16 protein-coding genes are annotated in these 17,162 nt (G+C 30.8%); all 16 read left to right on the plus strand.

What is annotated here, in order from left to right; all coding sequences use genetic code 11:
• Nucleotides 1-172: 172 nt before the first annotated feature.
• The 16 genes from LBU54_RS01750 to LBU54_RS01825 all read left to right on the plus strand — a co-directional run bounded on the left by LBU54_RS01750 (nucleotide 173) and on the right by LBU54_RS01825 (nucleotide 17,157).
• Nucleotides 173-673 (plus strand): hypothetical protein, encoded by a 501-nt coding sequence (locus LBU54_RS01750; protein ID WP_224524759.1) that lies wholly within the window; start codon nucleotides 173-175, stop codon nucleotides 671-673.
• Nucleotides 674-1,012: 339 nt separating this feature from the next.
• Complete coding sequence (gene wecB / locus LBU54_RS01755; protein WP_224524761.1) at nucleotides 1,013-2,140, plus strand: non-hydrolyzing UDP-N-acetylglucosamine 2-epimerase; 1,128 nt, start codon at nucleotides 1,013-1,015, stop codon at nucleotides 2,138-2,140.
• Nucleotide 2,141: 1 nt separating this feature from the next.
• Complete coding sequence (gene wecC / locus LBU54_RS01760) at nucleotides 2,142-3,362, plus strand: UDP-N-acetyl-D-mannosamine dehydrogenase (protein ID WP_224524762.1); 1,221 nt, start codon at nucleotides 2,142-2,144, stop codon at nucleotides 3,360-3,362.
• 7 nt (nucleotides 3,363-3,369) lie between these two features.
• Entirely contained in the window at nucleotides 3,370-4,803 is a 1,434-nt protein-coding gene (locus LBU54_RS01765; RefSeq protein WP_224524764.1) for an oligosaccharide flippase family protein, read from the plus strand.
• Complete coding sequence (locus tag LBU54_RS01770; RefSeq protein WP_224524766.1) at nucleotides 4,796-5,899, plus strand: polysaccharide pyruvyl transferase family protein; 1,104 nt, start codon at nucleotides 4,796-4,798, stop codon at nucleotides 5,897-5,899. The genes LBU54_RS01765 and LBU54_RS01770 overlap by 8 nt, the downstream gene beginning before the upstream one ends.
• A gap of 328 nt (nucleotides 5,900-6,227) precedes the next feature.
• Entirely contained in the window at nucleotides 6,228-7,112 is an 885-nt protein-coding gene (locus LBU54_RS01775) for a hypothetical protein (RefSeq protein WP_224524783.1), read from the plus strand.
• Entirely contained in the window at nucleotides 7,075-8,121 is a 1,047-nt protein-coding gene (locus LBU54_RS01780) for a glycosyltransferase family protein (RefSeq protein WP_224524786.1), read from the plus strand. Before LBU54_RS01775 ends, LBU54_RS01780 begins: the two co-directional genes overlap by 38 nt.
• 4 nt (nucleotides 8,122-8,125) lie before the next feature.
• Nucleotides 8,126-8,509, plus strand: a complete 384-nt coding sequence (locus LBU54_RS01785; RefSeq protein ID WP_224524789.1) for a hypothetical protein — start codon at nucleotides 8,126-8,128, stop codon at nucleotides 8,507-8,509.
• The gene (locus LBU54_RS01790; RefSeq protein WP_224524792.1) at nucleotides 8,502-9,728 is read left to right on the plus strand and encodes an O-antigen ligase family protein; all 1,227 of its coding nucleotides are present in this window, start codon (nucleotides 8,502-8,504) and stop codon (nucleotides 9,726-9,728) included. Before LBU54_RS01785 ends, LBU54_RS01790 begins: the two co-directional genes overlap by 8 nt.
• Complete coding sequence (locus LBU54_RS01795; RefSeq protein WP_224524807.1) at nucleotides 9,706-10,881, plus strand: hypothetical protein; 1,176 nt, start codon at nucleotides 9,706-9,708, stop codon at nucleotides 10,879-10,881. The genes LBU54_RS01790 and LBU54_RS01795 overlap by 23 nt, the downstream gene beginning before the upstream one ends.
• Before the next feature lie 50 nt (nucleotides 10,882-10,931).
• Nucleotides 10,932-11,966, plus strand: a complete 1,035-nt coding sequence (locus tag LBU54_RS15410) for a glycosyltransferase family 4 protein (protein ID WP_224524809.1) — start codon at nucleotides 10,932-10,934, stop codon at nucleotides 11,964-11,966.
• Complete coding sequence (locus LBU54_RS01805; RefSeq protein WP_224524811.1) at nucleotides 11,963-12,385, plus strand: serine O-acetyltransferase; 423 nt, start codon at nucleotides 11,963-11,965, stop codon at nucleotides 12,383-12,385. Before LBU54_RS15410 ends, LBU54_RS01805 begins: the two co-directional genes overlap by 4 nt.
• A gap of 15 nt (nucleotides 12,386-12,400) precedes the next feature.
• On the plus strand, nucleotides 12,401-13,648 hold the full coding sequence (locus LBU54_RS01810) for a phenylacetate--CoA ligase family protein (RefSeq protein ID WP_224524816.1): 1,248 nt from the start codon (nucleotides 12,401-12,403) through the stop codon (nucleotides 13,646-13,648).
• Between the two features lie 127 nt (nucleotides 13,649-13,775).
• Nucleotides 13,776-14,927: a delta-aminolevulinic acid dehydratase gene (locus LBU54_RS01815; RefSeq protein ID WP_224524824.1), complete on the plus strand. Its 1,152-nt coding sequence runs from the start codon at nucleotides 13,776-13,778 to the stop codon at nucleotides 14,925-14,927.
• Nucleotides 14,920-15,669 (plus strand): WecB/TagA/CpsF family glycosyltransferase, encoded by a 750-nt coding sequence (locus LBU54_RS01820; RefSeq protein ID WP_224524827.1) that lies wholly within the window; start codon nucleotides 14,920-14,922, stop codon nucleotides 15,667-15,669. Before LBU54_RS01815 ends, LBU54_RS01820 begins: the two co-directional genes overlap by 8 nt.
• Nucleotides 15,670-15,801: 132 nt before the next feature.
• The gene (locus LBU54_RS01825; protein ID WP_224524849.1) at nucleotides 15,802-17,157 is read left to right on the plus strand and encodes an exopolysaccharide biosynthesis polyprenyl glycosylphosphotransferase; all 1,356 of its coding nucleotides are present in this window, start codon (nucleotides 15,802-15,804) and stop codon (nucleotides 17,155-17,157) included.
• Nucleotides 17,158-17,162 lie beyond the last annotated feature (5 nt).

Below are 17,162 nucleotides of genomic sequence, written 5' to 3' on the forward strand. Positions count from 1 at the left end.
AGATTTTTCAAATACCAGTTTTAGAGGTAAAAAGGGGCAATGTAAATGGATAATAATGGTCAAGCTGGACTAGAATTTAATTAAAAAACCTGATTAGGACCTAAATATAGAGCAATCAGGAATTCATTAAACTGCAATAAAATAATGTACATAAAAAAATAAAATATAAGTTATGAAGAAAATAGCATTAGGTGTCCTTTTGTCATTTGTATTGTGTTGCAAAAATGAAAAAACCAGTAAAAATGAAAATGGCAAAAATGAAAAAACGGAATTAAGAAGCTCATACGAAAAGAGTCTTATAGATTACAGAGATCTCAACATGCCTCTTGCGACTGATTTTATCATTGAAGCATTTGGAATGAAAAAGGTAAAGGAGCGTAATTATGCATTCGTTTTTAAATTAAATAATAATATTGAACAGTCTGTTTTAGACAAATACAGTGTGGGAATACGAGGATTTGAAAACTATTCAGATGATTCGTTTGAAACAACTTTCAATCCAAAAAACATTTATGATATAGAAGGAAGAAAGTATATGATATGCACAAAATTAATTAATAAAATAAGATATTTTGACAGCCTTGAGGTCTTTATTTACAATAGAAATAATTGGGAGAATAGTGGCAAATTGGGAAGTATTAAAATTATAGATATTTTGTTTGAGGATGAGTAGTATTTTAAATTATCCGGATTATTGAGAGTAAGGTAAATATGTTTACTTAAGGAATTTTGGCTCAATTTCATAATGCTTACAAGAATTTTCGAGAAGGTAAAGCACTATTTTGTTATCTTACTATCAAAGAAGCCCTTTTTTTAATTGCATTACCATTTATGTTATTAGATGTTGATAATTTGAATCAAAACAAAATGACAAGGGCATAGTATTCACTGGAATTATTAGCTACCAAACTATTGTCACTTGTATGATTGTATGTGCTTAAATATCTTGAATAAAACAATTATAATGGTATTTTTGTTTCTAAATGTCTTAACAATCAACTTGAACACTTAAATGAAGAAGAAAAACCTAATAATATTTGGTACAAGACCGGAAGCAATAAAGATGGCGCCTCTCGTCAAAACTTTCTTAGCAAATCAAGAAAAATTTGAAACTCGGGTTTGTATTACGGCGCAGCATAGAGAGATGCTAGACCAGGTTTTAGATTTTTTTGATATAACGGCAGACTATGATCTGGATTTGATGAAACCAAACCAAAATCTCTATGGACTTACTGCTGATATTATCTTAAATTTAAAAGTGGTTCTAGAAGATTTTAATCCAGATTACGTATATGTTCATGGAGATACAACAACCACTATGGCAGCTAGTATTGCATCCTTCTATTCTGGCGCGAAAGTATGCCATGTAGAAGCCGGTTTGAGAACTTTTAATAAACGCTCTCCTTTTCCTGAGGAAATTAACAGAAGTATAGCGGGCAGTGTAGCAGATTATCATTTTGCGCCAACATCTACCTCAAGAGATAATTTATTAAATGAAAATATAAATAAGGACAATATATTAATTACGGGAAACACCGTGATTGATGCGCTACATTTCAGTTCTAAAATTGTAAACTCAAACCAATACAAGGACAAAGAAATTGAAGAGTTAGAGGCAATAGTAGACAGTAAAAAACGACTAATATTAGTTACTGGTCATAGAAGAGAAAATCATGGCCAAGGATTTGTTAACATTTGTAAAGCACTAAAAGAACTTGCACTAAACTATGAAGATGTTCAAATAATATACCCAGTTCATTTAAACCCTAACGTTCAGAAACCAGTTTATGAATTGTTAGATGGAATTGACAATATTAAATTAATTGCTCCCTTATCCTATCCTTCTTTTGTATGGCTCATGAATAAATCATATTTAATAATAACAGATAGTGGAGGTGTGCAGGAAGAGGCGCCAAGCCTAGGAAAACCTGTTCTGGTAATGCGCGATACAACTGAAAGACCCGAAGCGGTTGATGCCGGGACAGTCCTCTTGGTGGGAACCAATGTTGAAGAAATTGTAAATAAAGCCGGCAAACTTTTATCAAATGATAGCGAGTACAATAAAATGAGTATGCTCCATAATCCATATGGCGACGGAAAGGCTTGTGAGAGAATAGTTAATTATATATCAAATCTATAGTATGAGAAATCCTGAAGTTGTAATGATAGGGCTTGGATATATTGGATTGCCAACGGCTGCATTAATAGCTCAAAATAAAACCCAAGTACATGGCGTAGACATTAACCCTAAAGTTGTAAGCACAATTAATGCGGGCCAAATACATATAATTGAACCAGATTTAGACAAAGCGGTAGCCACTGCTGTTAAAGAAGGTTTTCTAAGGGCAAGCACCACACCTGTTGAAGCGAACACCTATTTAATTGTAGTTCCTACACCATTTAAAGGTAAAAATGAACCGGATATTTCCTTTGTAGAAAGTGCCACAAAAGCTATAATCCCGCTTTTGAAGCCGAATGACCTATATATTATAGAATCCACCTCACCGGTCGGTACAACTGAAAAAATGATGAATCTAATTTATAGTGAGCGACCTGAATTAGATCAAAAATTATATATGGCTTATTGTCCAGAGAGGGTTTTACCTGGAAACGTGATGTACGAACTGGTACATAATGATCGCGTTATTGGTGGCGTCAACAATGAGTCAACAGAAAGAGCGATAGATTTTTATGCTCAGTTCATAAAGGGAGACCTTCACCGTACCAATGCGAGAACTGCCGAAATGTGTAAACTTGTTGAAAATTCCTCAAGAGATGTTCAGATAGCGTTTGCCAATGAATTATCATTAATTTGTGACAAGGCAGATATTAATGTTTGGGATCTAATCAATTTGGCAAACAAGCACCCGAGAGTAAACATACTTCAACCAGGTTGTGGCGTTGGAGGTCATTGTATCGCTGTTGATCCATATTTCATAGTTTCAGATTATCCAATGGAGTCACAGATAATTGGTAAAGCTAGAGAAGTCAATAATTATAAATCTTTTTGGTGTGCAGAAAAAGTACAAACAGCCAAACTAGAATTTGAATTGAAAAATGGCAGAAAGCCGTCTATTGCTTTAATGGGATTAGCGTTTAAACCAAACATTGATGATCTAAGAGAATCACCAGCAAAATACATAGCTCAAAAAGTTCTTCAGAATGCCAATAACGAAGAATATTATATTGTAGAACCTAATATAGATTCTCACAAGGTTTTTAAATTAACAGACTATAAAGAAGCATACAATAAAGCTGATATTATAGTCTTTTTAGTTGCCCACAATGAGTTTACAGCCCTTAAATTATCAAATGATAAAGTAATTTTAGATTTTTGCGGTATCATACAAAAAATTAAATAACGTTCTTTTGAAATTCTCCAAAGAAACCTCGCTACTGCTTAGTAACTCATTGTGGTCATTAATTGGTACCCTTATCTCTAAGGGGCTTATGTTTCTGTCATGGATTTTGGTTGCCAATATTTTGGGTAAAGCGGTTAATGGTGAAATAGGTGTCTTAAGAACCACTGTTAATCTATTTATTGCATTTGCAGGTAACGGATTTGGAGTTACCCTAACAAAATATTTAGCAATAACTAAAAGTGATGAAAATGACTTTAGAGGAAAACTTTTGGGTTTATCGTTTTTATCAGCCTTGGTATTTGGGCTGCTTATATGTGCAGTTTACTATATACTAACACCTTGGTTATCTAGTAGTATTTTAAATGCCCCACATTTACTGGGTGTTTTAAAACTAAATACGTTTTTGTTATTCTTCAGTATATTAAATGGTGTATTAATTGGTTGTCTTCAAGGATTTGCGAAGTTTAAGGAAATTTCAATTGTAAATTCAATATATGGAGTTTTACTTTTTTTAGGTTTAGTCTATGGTGCCTACAATAGTGGAATTTATGGGGTATTCTCGGGGTTTTTAATTGCAACAATAGTATCGGTGTGCTTGTCCATTCTTTATACCTATAAAACCATAACTATTTTAAAAATAGATATAAGTCTTAAATTTAAATCACAACTAACTATATTAAGAAAATTTACCCTACCCGCTATTTTAACCGGTTTAATGGTAATACCATTTAAATGGTTTTTAGAAACCATGCTAGTTAGGGAGCCTAGTGGCTATCAAGAAATGGGATTGTTTTCGGCTATATTTTTGTTTCATACACTTGTACTGATGCTTGCCAACACTGTCAATGCCCCTTTTATTGTTTCTATGTCCAATGCTACAAAAAGCAAAAAAATGGAGAAAATGAATTTATTGCTGCCTTGGGGATTTAGCTTAATTATTATTACACCAATTTTAATTTTTCCTGAACTTTTGGGCTTACTTTTAGATGATGAGTATCTTGCTGACCCCAACTTTAAAATGACAACAATACTCATTTGTGTAATAACTGTTTTGGTTTTATTTAAGCATGGGATGGCAAGAATTATGATTATAAATGATTTAATGTGGTTTAGTTTTTTTAGCAATTTAATTTGGGGTGTTGCCTTGCTACTAACGTTTTATTTTAGTTCAGTAAAGAATGCTTCAACAATTTCTTTTAGCTACGTAATTGCATATGTGGTAAATGTTGTTTTTGTAATTCCATATTACTTAAAAAAGAATATTATCCCAAGGAAAATTATACTTTCAAAAAATGCACTTGTAACGTGGTTGTTATTTGGTTTATTGGTAGTATTTACTATGTTTACTTCAAATATTAATATTTTAATAAGACTTTTTATATTGATCATAGTTATGAGCGCATTTTCATTCAATTTTTATAAAACATACAGCCATGACTAAAATAAAAATAGGTATAAGAGGTGCTTATGGGGAACAGAATTTTGGGGATGATGCCCTTATGTTGTTTTTATATAAATGGTCAAAAAAAAACAATCTTGGCATCAAGTTTATTGGTAATGAGAACGAGTACATTTCACAATTAATTCCAGCAGATAGTTACATATTCAAAACCCAGTTTCATAAAAACAAATTTGATATTCTAATCTTGGGAGGCGGAACACAATTTTTTTCTTTCGAAAATTCTCCTAAACCTACTAATAAGCTAACTTTATTATTTACCAAACCGCAGGTGTTTTTTTCAAAGGTTTATGGAGCTTTAGAAAAAAAACTAATCTACAAACAAACCAATTATAAATATCTTTATGCTGCCGGCATAGGTCTAGGGCCATTTGTAAAAGACTCTGAAAACGAAATTCTTGCTAAAGAACAGTTGTCTAAAATGCAAGGATTATATGTAAGAGATACCTATAGCTTCAATTTCGCAAAATCAATCAACCACAATACCTTTTTAGGAACTGACATTTGTTTTTTACCAGATATTTATGATATGAGCCCTTATTATAATACTTCTGATAAAGTTGTGAAAGTTGGGATCATTGTTAGAGACTGGAACTACTCAAAAGCAGGGCAAAACTATTTATCTAAAATTATTAAGCAGGCAAGAAAGATATCTGACGCGGGATACTTTGTAACATTCATTTGTTTTAAAAATGAGCCGCAATGTGAAGAACTTATTGACCAGAACAACTTTGAGAAATTAAAATGGGATCCCATTAAGAATACATTAGAAGATTTTATTAAAGAACTCTCTTTATTTGACCTATTTGTTTCCGCAAGGTTTCACGGTGTTATTTTTGGAGCTTTATTGGGCGTACCAAGTATTGCCATTGAAGTAGAGCCTAAACTCAAGGTCACAAAAGAACTCTTAGATGATGGCGTTGAGGTTTGGGAGCAACCTTTCTCTTCAGAATTACTTGATATAATACAGAAGTTGAATTATTTAAATGCTAAACAAAGTTTGAAAACCGCTGTAAATACCCAAAGGGATCGAGCCAAGGAAATGTTTAATAGGCTATTGGCGGCCATTACTAAATAGTATGAAAGTAAATATTGGCTATTTCGTCCTTTTTCTTCAACTAATAATCGTTTTTCTTTCAGATTTTATTAGTAGGGCACTAACTTTTTTTAGTCATACTACACAATTGTTCTTTAGTTTACTATTTATTGCAATATTGTTGTTTGCATACAGGCGAAGAGTCAATCTTGATCTTGTAAAATTTATTTTATTATCCTTGACAATTTTATCTATCGGGATACTTAGAAACCAGTTTTTTCTAAATCTGTTACAACTCATATTAGTCTCATCTAATTTTATTTTCATATTCTATTCAGATAAGTTAAAAGAGAGGCATCTAAGAAAATTAATGAATTTGATTTTAATTTTTTGCTTCCTACAATTGTTTTTTGATTTGCTATTTCCAAGAGATGTTATTGATATAATGGATAAATATTCCGGTACTTTTATCATGGCAAATAACAAAAGTAGGTTTCTAATGTTTGTATACCCTTACGCGGTATTTCTCCCTAAGCATTATTATCCTTACAATAATTTAGGTAAAATCACTTTTTTAGTTGCAGTAGGCTTTAGTATATATATTGGATATTCAAATTTGGCAATTGCAATTTTTTTCTTGAGTCTTATTATAGCTTTTTTAACTAAAAACATTTATGTTGTTGGACTTTTCTACATATTTGGTTTTATGGCATTATCTTCAATAGTTGAGTATTATGCTTTAAGAGATACCAATAAGGATTATACTCCTTTAGAGATGAATTATCATAGGTTTTTTCATGACGAACATGGCGTGGAGGCAGTTTATAAGTACGGTTTTAAAAAACTTGTTGAAAGTAATTTTATTGGTGTTGGCTTTGGAAATTTCTCTAGTAGATCAGGCCAGATTTTTGAATCTGAAGTAACAGAAAACATACCAAAACAATTAATTAAATTTTGGTTGCCCTTGTTTGAGACTAAAGCTCCTTACGGGCTATCAAGCCTCTATGTTTTGATAGTAGAACTAGGTGTTTTTGCCCTTATCCCAATTTTTGTTTTATTACGCTGGTTAAACTCTATTTATCATAAAAGCAATTACCATATAAGGGTTATGATAGTGTTTATGTTTTTAATCATAAACTATAACCCTACATTTTTTGAATTTAACGAATGTGTTCTTTATCTGTTAACACTTGTAATTGCCCATAAATTAACTAGTATTGAAAAAACAAAAAATCTACATATCGCTACCAGCTAATATAAATTTTTCTGTTTTTGAGGCTACAAAGCTACACGGAGATTTGTTTGCATCTGTCGATGCGGAAGTGGTCTATCTGTCTAGAAATAAAACTATTGTTACTGAGGGAATAGTTTATTTTAATAACACATTTGCACTGTTAAATTATTTGCGAAAGTGTGACGAATCTATATTTTATGCCATAACGGTTTTTGAAGTTTTAATAGGTTTTATTGCATCCAGGCTTAACAGAAAATTGAAATTATATTTCTGGGTGCAAGGATTGATAGATGAAGAAGATTACCATTCTAATGAAAGTAAATTAAGATATATTGTATTTAATAAGTTGCTAAAGTTTTCTGTTAAGGTATCCTCAAAAATAGTTGTAGTAACAAATCATATGTTTAATGTTTTAATTGCAAACTATGGTTGCAAACCAAATAAGGATTATTTACTAGTAAACTGCAAGTCTAGGGTTCATTATAATCAAGCCGAGAAGATTCCATTTAGCTTATGTTATATTGGAGGCTTATCTAAATGGCAGAACGTAGATCAGGCTCTTCAGTTTTTTAATACTCTTTGCGAAGAAACAAATAATTACAAATTTTATCTTGCAACGTTCAATCATGAAGAAGCAAAAACTTTAATTGAAAATAATGTCCATTCTTCTTTCAGGGAGAGAATAGAACTTATAAGCGTTAAGGAGACCAACGAGGTTGAGGATTTTCTAAGCAAGATGGAGTTTGGTTTTTTAATTAGAGATAACATTTTATTAAACAATGTAGCCTCACCAATAAAATTGGCAGAATACTTGTCTTGTGGAATAAACCCAATTATTAGTTCAAGTTTGTTAGACTATATAAAGCCAATTAACAAAAACAATGCAGGCATTATTTTGTCAAATAATCAATCGGAAGATGTAGAATCCTTATTAAAACACAAACATTCTACTAAGAATGCAATAAAAACATATAATGAATGTTTTGGTGATATAATTACTAACGAAAAGTTGATATCTTTTCTTTCATAGCCAAATGAAGAATAATAGAATAGTTATAATATTGTTTGCCATAATAGTTTTGGTCAATACGATTTCAGTATTTGCCGACAAAGACCTTTTCAATGATTTTAAGGATTTAAATTTAAAGCGGGCAGAAATGTTGTCTACTATTGACATATATCAAGTTTTTTCTAATTCCTTTTTTTTTATAACGGAAAAACCAATAAAAAAAATAGACACCAGCTATACCTACAGGTTAGATAACAAAAATACAGGAGAGCTTATTTACTTTAAAGTAAAAACAGTAAAGTTTAAGGATTCATTGTTTTTCTTTCAGCATATAGACTGGTTAACTAAAAAAAATAGAAAAATAGAGGAGGGAAACTATAGCTTAAATAAAATTTTGAGCGATGATTAAAAACCTTGAAGAGAACACAAAAACGCAAATAATTGGCTATTTAGTCTTTATGACATTAGGCTCTCTATTACTGAGAGGCAGTTTTTTTTCCGCATTGTTTAATGGTATACTTATAGTAACACTGTTAGTTTTTTTAAAATGGAAAATCAACAAAATTGATTTCAAGGAATTTGTTTTACTATCAATTCTATTTTTGCCCACATTAATCGGTTTTCTATATTCAGAAGACAGACTAAAGGCAATAGAGTTTGTTTACAGGTCTGCACCCTTAATTTTAATCCCATATTTATATCTAAAAACCGATACCAAAGCAATACTAAATGGGTTTAGCTTTATTGAGAAATACCTACCGTTATTGACTGTTTCGGTCTTTTTAGGCTATATAATTATTGGTTACTATTATTTCCGTACCGGACTAGGAGATTTTTTGTATTACTCTAATTTTTCTAGATTAACGGATATACACCCAACTTATGCAGGATGCATAGTTAATTTAGCATTGATTTTTTGGCTTAAAAATTACAAAACACACACACATGTTATTTATAGAGCCGTTGTAGTACTTTCTTTTATATTAATTTTGTTTGTTATAGGTTCTAAGGCTACCATTTTTATCGCCCTTATAATTACGGGCTGGTTTACATTTACATCTAAAATAAGTCTATTTACGAGGCTATTTTTAATAGCTACACCATTTTTTTTACTGATTTTGTTTAAGACTAATATTGAGAATCGACTTTCAGACAAAAAATTAGAGTCTAATGAAAATATAAATACCATTGAGTTGCTTAACAACTTATATGATAACGACATTAAGCCAAGAGTTTTGCTTTGGAAAAGTAATATAGCTACCGTATCTGGATTAGAAATAATTTTTGGTAAAGGCACTATAGCCAATGAGGAGGACAGATTGAAACAGTATAAGAAAAATGGTCTCACATATGCCACAGAAAACAAATATAACGCCCATAATCAATATGTTGAAATTTATTACCACTATGGTCTGTTTGGCGTTCTCGCGTTTCTAGTACATTGCATATTTATGATAAGGATTATAATAGCTTCTAAAGAATCCTATTATCTGTTGATTTTCTCCTCATTTTTGTTTTATTTTTTGTTTGAATCATTACTTGTAAGGAGTTTTGGAATTATAGTATATGCATTTGCTATAAGCTATATTTATATTAAAGTAAAGAATGCAAAAAACCTCCCTACATAAAATTGTATTGTTTGCATCACTTGTTCTGATTTTATTATCAGTTCCGCTTGGGTTGATTGTCTTTGAATTAGGTCAAAACATAAAGGCAATCGGTTTAATTCTTATAGTGCTTGGCATAGTTTATTCTAACCGAACAAATGTTTTTTTTTATGCGCTTATTTTATTGATATTTTATATCGTTTTCTTAGGTTTTTATAGAGAAATTCATATTAATCAATTATTTGAATCTGGTATAAGGTACTGTTTGCCCATAATCGCATTGCTTTATGGTCTCCAACTTAGAACTTATAAGAAACCAATATTAACAATACTAATTACTTTCATTGTTCTTAATGATGTTTATCAACTTTTAAATTGGCTAATTTCTCCAATCTTCAATAATACTTTCTCGTATCATTTAGAAAGAGCTTCGGGATTTGTTGGTTTTTTTGATTTTTTTGGATTTATAAACATGATAGGATTGGTTCTAATAAATCATACTAACGAATTAAATTTCAAAAAGAAAACAAAACTGACATTAAGCATTTTCTTTACCCTTTTTGTTATCTGGTCTTTATCCTTAAAAATGATTGTAATTCTGGTATTTTACATTTTATTTTTTCAACGAAGATTATTGTTTTTAGCTATACCAACAATACCGCTTATCATTATATTTCATGGACGTTTAAAAGATGCTATATCAATTAGGTTAAATAGATACATTATCAAGCCATCATCTGCAAGAAGCGAATCTTATCGTGTCCTAAAAGATTATTATGAGGATTTTATCACGTTTGGGCAAGGACCAGGTACTTTTGGAGGTCCAGTATCAACGAAGTACAACAGTTTACTTTATGAAAAATATAACTTTAATTGGTTCGGAGAACAAGCAATGGCAACAACTGACACTTATTATCCGCATTTATTTGTAGAATTAGGGTTATTTTTCGGAGTTTTCTATTTATTCATTTGTTTAATATTGCCAATAATAAGTCTAAAAAAGAAGATGTTGGCTTTTTTAATCTTATCAATATTAGCGATTAATAGCGTATTTAGTTTTGCTTTCAATTCCTTACCATATTGTTTGTTCAGCTTTATGCTTATTTATTTAATAAACGAGGTAAATTTTGACCTAAATGCACTTAAATTTTATAAAGGAAAAAAAAATAAATAATGAACCTCTTGTAAGTTTAGAATTTAACTAAAGAAATAGCATATTTTTCAGTGGAACAACAGAAGATTAGAGTACTATTTATAGGCAACAAAACATCAAACAACAATAAGTCAATTGGTGGCGCTAATACTTATACAGAAGCCTTACACTTTCATTTAAGTAATAATGAGGAGATTGAGGTTTACTTTCTCGAGATTAGAAAAAGGTGGTACAAAGGAGGCCAAATACTCGATTACATAACTTTTCCGTTTAAGTTCTTGAGCGTTTTTCACAAATTTGATGTTATAAGTATTCATGCAACCTGGGATTTTCATATCACCCTAGGCCCTTTATTAGTATTAATTAGTAAGCTCTTTAAGAAAAAGATAATCTATCATTTCTTTGGTGGCCAATTTCACAAGCTATATAATTCTTTTCCTTCCTTATTGAGAAAATGGTTAGACAAAACAATTCTAGCATCAAACTTTAAGCTTATGGAAACAAAACGAATGATACGATTTTTTTCTGACCTTAATTTTAAAAACTTTGTTTGGTTTCCTAATAGTCGAATGCCACAATCAGTTAATCTGAGTTTAAAGGAGTATTCGAAAAAATTTGTTTTTATTTCTAGAGTTTCACCAACAAAAGGTATTAATGAGATTATAAATGTAGCAGGAAGATTAGACTCAAGTTTTACAATTGATATATACGGACCTTTAGATCAAAGTTACAATAGAGATAGTTTTGCAGAAGCAAATTATAGAGGTGTGCTAAAGCCAGAAGATGTAGTTGCCACACTAAGAAAGTATGATGTTTTGCTTTTGCCTACATTTCATGATGGTGAAGGATACCCGGGAATTTTTATAGAAGCTATGTCTATTGGAATGCCAATAATTACAACGAAGTGGAATGCGCTCGATGAATTGGTGGAAGATAATTTTAATGGTAAATTAATCAAACCAAAATCAGCTGACGAACTGTACGATGCAATATTATCTATTAATCAAAGTAATTTTAAAAAGTATTTAAATAATGCCTTAGAAAAATTTGATGAATTCAATATTGAATTAGTCGTAGCACAACTGGTAAAACTATATAAATCATGATAAACGCTTATTATTTCTATAAAATAGCTCACAAATTATACTTATGGAAAGTACCTTTATTGCCTAGCTTGATAAAACTCAGTATTTTTTTGTTGTTTAATTCCAATATACCATTTCAATGTATTATTGGCAAGGGCACTAAATTTGGCTATGGAGGCATAGGCGTTGTAATACACAAGCGATGCGAAATTGGAAGAAATTGTTCAATTGGTACAAACGTTACAATAGGAGGCAAATCACCACATTATGATGTTCCCAAAATTGGAAATAATGTTTATATGGCTACTGGTTCAAAAATTTTAGGTCCCATTACGGTTGGTGATAATGTTATTATAGGCGCAAATGCAGTAGTGGTAAAGAATATACCAGATAATTGCACCGTTGCAGGTGTACCTGCAAAAATTATAAAAAACGGTTAAAACTAATCAAGAGAAATGCATCATATAAAATCACTTATTGAGTTTAATCTAAAACATAATTCCTTACTAGATCGCAAGATTAGTGAGATTGACACATTCTATCAAAATGAAAATATTGAGGAGCAAAAAAACCAAAAATTATTACAACTGATAAATAAAACATCAAAGAACAAGTTCTACAAGGATTTTTACAAAAGTCATGATGTTGATATTACAAAAATTAAAGATTTTAGAGACCTGGGCAAATTGCCCATAATTACAAAGAATGACGTTAAAAATAATGCTGACTTAATAAAACAAAAACCATTCTTAATAAAAGGCTACACAAGTGGTACGACAGGGAGTCCACTCGTTGTGTACAGAGATTTAAAGTCTATAGTTGCAGAAAACGCATATGTCTGGTGGTATCGACTACAATATGGGCTTTCACCAAAGGACAAAAAGATTTCGATAAGAGGAGATTTGGGGAAGAATAAATTGTTTTATTACGATTCTGCATCAAAAACTCTTCATATATCTAGTTTTAACATTAATAGTAATACATTTAAACAAATTGAAACTAAAATAAAAGAGTTAAAACCAAAGGCCTTATTAGGCTATCCGAGCTCACTCTTAACCTTAGCATCAATTTATAAACAGAATAATCAATATATTAAAATACCTCTGGTTTTTACCAGTTCAGAAACCCTTTATGGCTATCAAGAAGATTTAATTTGTGAAGTTTTTAGTAGTAAAATTGCAGATTGGTACGGAAATTCAGAAAGAACAATTGCGCTTTATAGAGATGGTAAAAAATACTATGAGCCTTTATTATACTCCATAAATGAATATAGGTCTAATTCTATTTTAACAACATCTCTTATTAATGATGCTTTTCCGTTAATAAACTATATTGTTAATGACACTGTAAAAACAGATTTAAAATATTCTGAAAGAAATAAATCAATTGTCATTGACGGTATTTTAGGGAGATCAGAAAGTTCAATAACTTTAGAGGACGGCAGTAAAATAGGGGCGGCAGCTTTAAGCCTAATTTTTAAAGATATGGATATTTTAAATTCTCAAATAATTCAAAAATCTCCAAATTCATTTACTTTTAATATTGTAATCGGAACCAGTTTTAAAAGTAAAAAAGAATTGTACAAGAAAATAATACAGAAGTTAGGAACTGAAGTAAATATTGAAATCAAAATCGTCACAGAGGAAGAAATTGTTTACACAGACTCTGGCAAGTATAGTCTGGTAATGAATTCTCAAGAATAACCGTTATGTCATCGTGATTATATTGCGAATAGAAATTCAATTTACATATCTTTGTCAAGCTACTTGAAAACAAGAAAAATTAAAGAAATGATTTGAATCATATATTTCTTTTACTTTAAAAAAATTAATGGTTAGAGCTTCTTTTGATAAATTAAAATCCTTTTGCGAAAACGAGGGTTTTAAAGGATGGGATCCTTACGATGGATTAAATAGTTGTGTAATACAAAAAACACCATTAGGAAAATCTCGATTTCTAAGACTAGTCTGGATTCAGCTTTTTAAACGTAGCCCAATTAATTTAAGAAATCTTTTTTTTGTTAAAAAAGATTACAACCCTAAAGGTTTGGGTCTATTCCTGATTGGCTATTGCAATCTTTACAAGAAAGAAAAAGACCCTAAATTATTAGAAACAATAGATTTTTTAGCTTCAGAGATTATGAAGTTAAGAACCAAATCATATAAACATTATTGTTGGGGCTACAATTTTGACTGGCAAGCTAGGGCATTTTTTCAACCAAAATATACGCCAACCGTAGTTGCAACAACATTTATATCGGAAGCACTGATTGAGGCCTACAGAATCACCAATAATCGAAAATATTTAGAGGCTACCATTAGCGCATCTAAATTTATTCAAGCCGACCTAAATAGGTCTTTTGACAGCGATGGAGATTTTACATTCTCATATTCACCGCTCGATAAAACGCAAGTGTATAATGCTGGACTTCTAGGCGCTAAGCAATTATCTATGGTTTATAGTTTTATCAAAGACGAAAACTTATTAAAAATTGCCAAATCCGTTATTAATTATGTTTGTAAAAAACAAAATAAGGACGGATCGTGGGCTTATGGTACTTTACCCTACCACCAATGGGTAGATAATTTTCATACCGGATACAACTTAGAATGTATTAAAATATACCAAGACATATCAGGTGACTTAAGTTATAAACACAATTTACTCAAGGGTATGTCCTACTATCTAAATACTTTTTTTACCGAAGAGGGACTTTCAAAATATTATAATAACCAAACATATCCAATAGATATACATTCTCCAGCCCAACTTGTTGTTACTCTTTATAAGAATGAAAATTTGACTTCAAATAAAAAGTTGGTGGATAATGTTTTAAATTGGACTATTGACAACATGCAAACTAAAAAAGGGTATTTTATTTATCAAAAACGGAAGTTTTTTTCATCTAGAATACCCTACATTAGATGGGCCCAAGCATGGATGTTTTATGCGTTGAGCTATTATTTATTGGACGATGAATAGAGTAAAATTACTAAATACAGTAGTAGATAATCTCACCGTTGATGAGACTATAGCTTTGATTACCGATTCTGTTAAATTAAATAAACAAATTCACCATGTTGTAGTTAATGCTGGGAAAATAGTTGCAATGCAAAAAGATCTACAGCTTAGAGAAAGTGTTAACAATAGTGATCTAATAAATGCAGATGGGCAGGCTGTTGTTTGGGCTTCAAAAATTTTGGGAAAGCCATTAAAAGAAAGAGTCGCAGGTATTGATTTAATGGAAAAACTCGTTGATTTAGCCCATCGCGAAGGCTTTAAGATATTTTTCTTAGGAGCAAAAGAAGATATTGTAAAGTCTGTCGTAGAGAAATATACCAATAGATATTCTCCGTCAATTATTGCTGGTTATAGAAATGGATATTTTAAAAAAGAAGACGAACAAAGCATAGCAAAACAAATTTCTGAAAGTGATGCTAATATATTATTTGTAGCTATAAGCTCACCTACAAAGGAAAACTTCTTGTATCAAAATAAAAAGGCTCTAAAAAATGTAAATTTTATAATGGGAGTTGGTGGAAGTTTTGATGTGGTTGCCGGCAAGGTAAAAAGAGCACCTGTTTGGATGCAAAAATCTGGTTTAGAGTGGTTTTATAGATTCAGTCAAGAACCGCAGCGAATGTGGAAAAGATATTTAATAGGGAATTCAAAATTTATTTTTTTAGTTTTTAAAGCAAAATTTCGCCTAAGTAAGAAAAATTAGATACAGAAATATTTAAAAAAATTATCCCTTTCTCCAGCTTATTTATTCGACTTTGATATTTTTGTTAAACAGTCAAGCAGGTAATCTTTAAGATTACGCTTTCACATTAATTCAAAGCAATAACATTAAAAATTGAGTTTATTTAACCAAGGAAGATTCTCAGGGTTTTTAAGGCCTATTTCTTACTTAATAGATTTAAGCATTATTAATGTTTTGGGGACTTACTACCTGTTACAAGATAAAGATCCTCTAATTTTTACATTGTTCATTTCAATTGGCTGGGTGTTGCTTTCAATTTATTCAAAGTTCTACGAAGTTTACAGATATACAAGACCTGTCAATATTTTTGCATTGATCTTAAGGCAATCCATCTTGTTTCTATTGTTCGTTTTCGCGTTTTCAGGACTTTATCATGAATTTAAAATTTACCCAAGACCTATAGTATATTATACCCTCTTATGTTTTTTACTTATCACAATAGCAAAGTTTACAATTTATTATTTATTGCAGCGCTATCGTGTTTCATTTGGGGGGAACTATAGAAAAACTGTTATTCTTGGGTTTAACAAAAAAACACTTTCCTTAGAAAGTTTTTTTAACAAAAAACCCGAGTATGGTTATTCCCACCAAAAAACATTCGATATAAAAAAAGATAATATTTCTCTTAAGGAATGCTTTAAATTTATTTTAGATGAAGGAATTGATGAAATCTACTGTTCAATTTCGGAATTGTCTAATGGACAGATTGCAGACATAGTTGATTTTGCAGATAATAATCTTAAAATCTTAAAATTTATTCCGGACAGTAAGGAAATCTACTCAAAGAGATTGAAATATGAATACTACGATTATATACCAATTTTAACCCTTAGAACAATCCCTTTAGAGGATCATTTTAATATGATAATTAAAAGAGGTTTTGATATTGTTTTTTCTAGTATTGTTATTGTGTTTGTGCTTTCTTGGCTTACACCGATATTAGCTATATTAATTAAGTTAGAATCCAAAGGTCCAGTATTTTTTAAACAGTCTAGAAATGGATTTAATTACAAAGAATTTGATTGTTATAAATTTCGTTCTATGACTCCCAATAAAGTTGCTAATTTACATCAAGCTACCAGAGGGGATCAAAGGGTAACGAAAGTTGGTAAATTTATAAGGAAGACGAGTATCGATGAACTTCCACAGTTTTTCAATGTGCTTTTTGGTGATATGTCAGTAGTAGGACCAAGGCCTCACATGGTAAGCCACACTAACATGTATGCAAAAAAAATTGATAAGTTTATGGTAAGACACTTCGTAAAACCTGGAATAACAGGTTTGGCACAAACCAGTGGTTTTAGAGGCGAGGTTGAGACGGATAAAGATATAATTGGACGGGTTAGATATGATATATTTTATATTGAAAACTGGTCCTTGCTTTTAGACCTTAAGATTGTCTTTCAGACTTTTATAAATGCCGTTAAAGGAGAAGAAAAGGCATATTAGTCGCT

The sequence above is a fragment of the Winogradskyella alexanderae genome (assembly GCF_020166335.1).
In the GTDB taxonomy this organism is placed as follows: domain Bacteria; phylum Bacteroidota; class Bacteroidia; order Flavobacteriales; family Flavobacteriaceae; genus Winogradskyella; species Winogradskyella alexanderae.

Bases quoted from the DNA above. Each gene is read 5' to 3' on its own strand.
- LBU54_RS01790 (WP_224524792.1), top strand. From the start codon at position 8,502: ATGATTAAAAACCTTGAAGAGAACACAAAAACGCAAATAATTGGCTAT.
- LBU54_RS01810 (WP_224524816.1), top strand. From the start codon at position 12,401: ATGCATCATATAAAATCACTTATTGAGTTTAATCTAAAACATAATTCC.
- LBU54_RS01820 (WP_224524827.1), top strand. From the start codon at position 14,920: ATGAATAGAGTAAAATTACTAAATACAGTAGTAGATAATCTCACCGTT.
- LBU54_RS01795 (WP_224524807.1), top strand. From the start codon at position 9,706: ATGCAAAAAACCTCCCTACATAAAATTGTATTGTTTGCATCACTTGTT.
- LBU54_RS01775 (WP_224524783.1), top strand. From the start codon at position 6,228: ATGAATTTGATTTTAATTTTTTGCTTCCTACAATTGTTTTTTGATTTG.
- LBU54_RS01770 (WP_224524766.1), top strand. From the start codon at position 4,796: ATGACTAAAATAAAAATAGGTATAAGAGGTGCTTATGGGGAACAGAAT.
- LBU54_RS01750 (WP_224524759.1), top strand. From the start codon at position 173: ATGAAGAAAATAGCATTAGGTGTCCTTTTGTCATTTGTATTGTGTTGC.
- LBU54_RS01805 (WP_224524811.1), top strand. From the start codon at position 11,963: ATGATAAACGCTTATTATTTCTATAAAATAGCTCACAAATTATACTTA.
- wecB (WP_224524761.1), top strand. From the start codon at position 1,013: ATGAAGAAGAAAAACCTAATAATATTTGGTACAAGACCGGAAGCAATA.
- LBU54_RS01785 (WP_224524789.1), top strand. From the start codon at position 8,126: ATGAAGAATAATAGAATAGTTATAATATTGTTTGCCATAATAGTTTTG.
- wecC (WP_224524762.1), top strand. From the start codon at position 2,142: ATGAGAAATCCTGAAGTTGTAATGATAGGGCTTGGATATATTGGATTG.
- LBU54_RS01815 (WP_224524824.1), top strand. From the start codon at position 13,776: ATGGTTAGAGCTTCTTTTGATAAATTAAAATCCTTTTGCGAAAACGAG.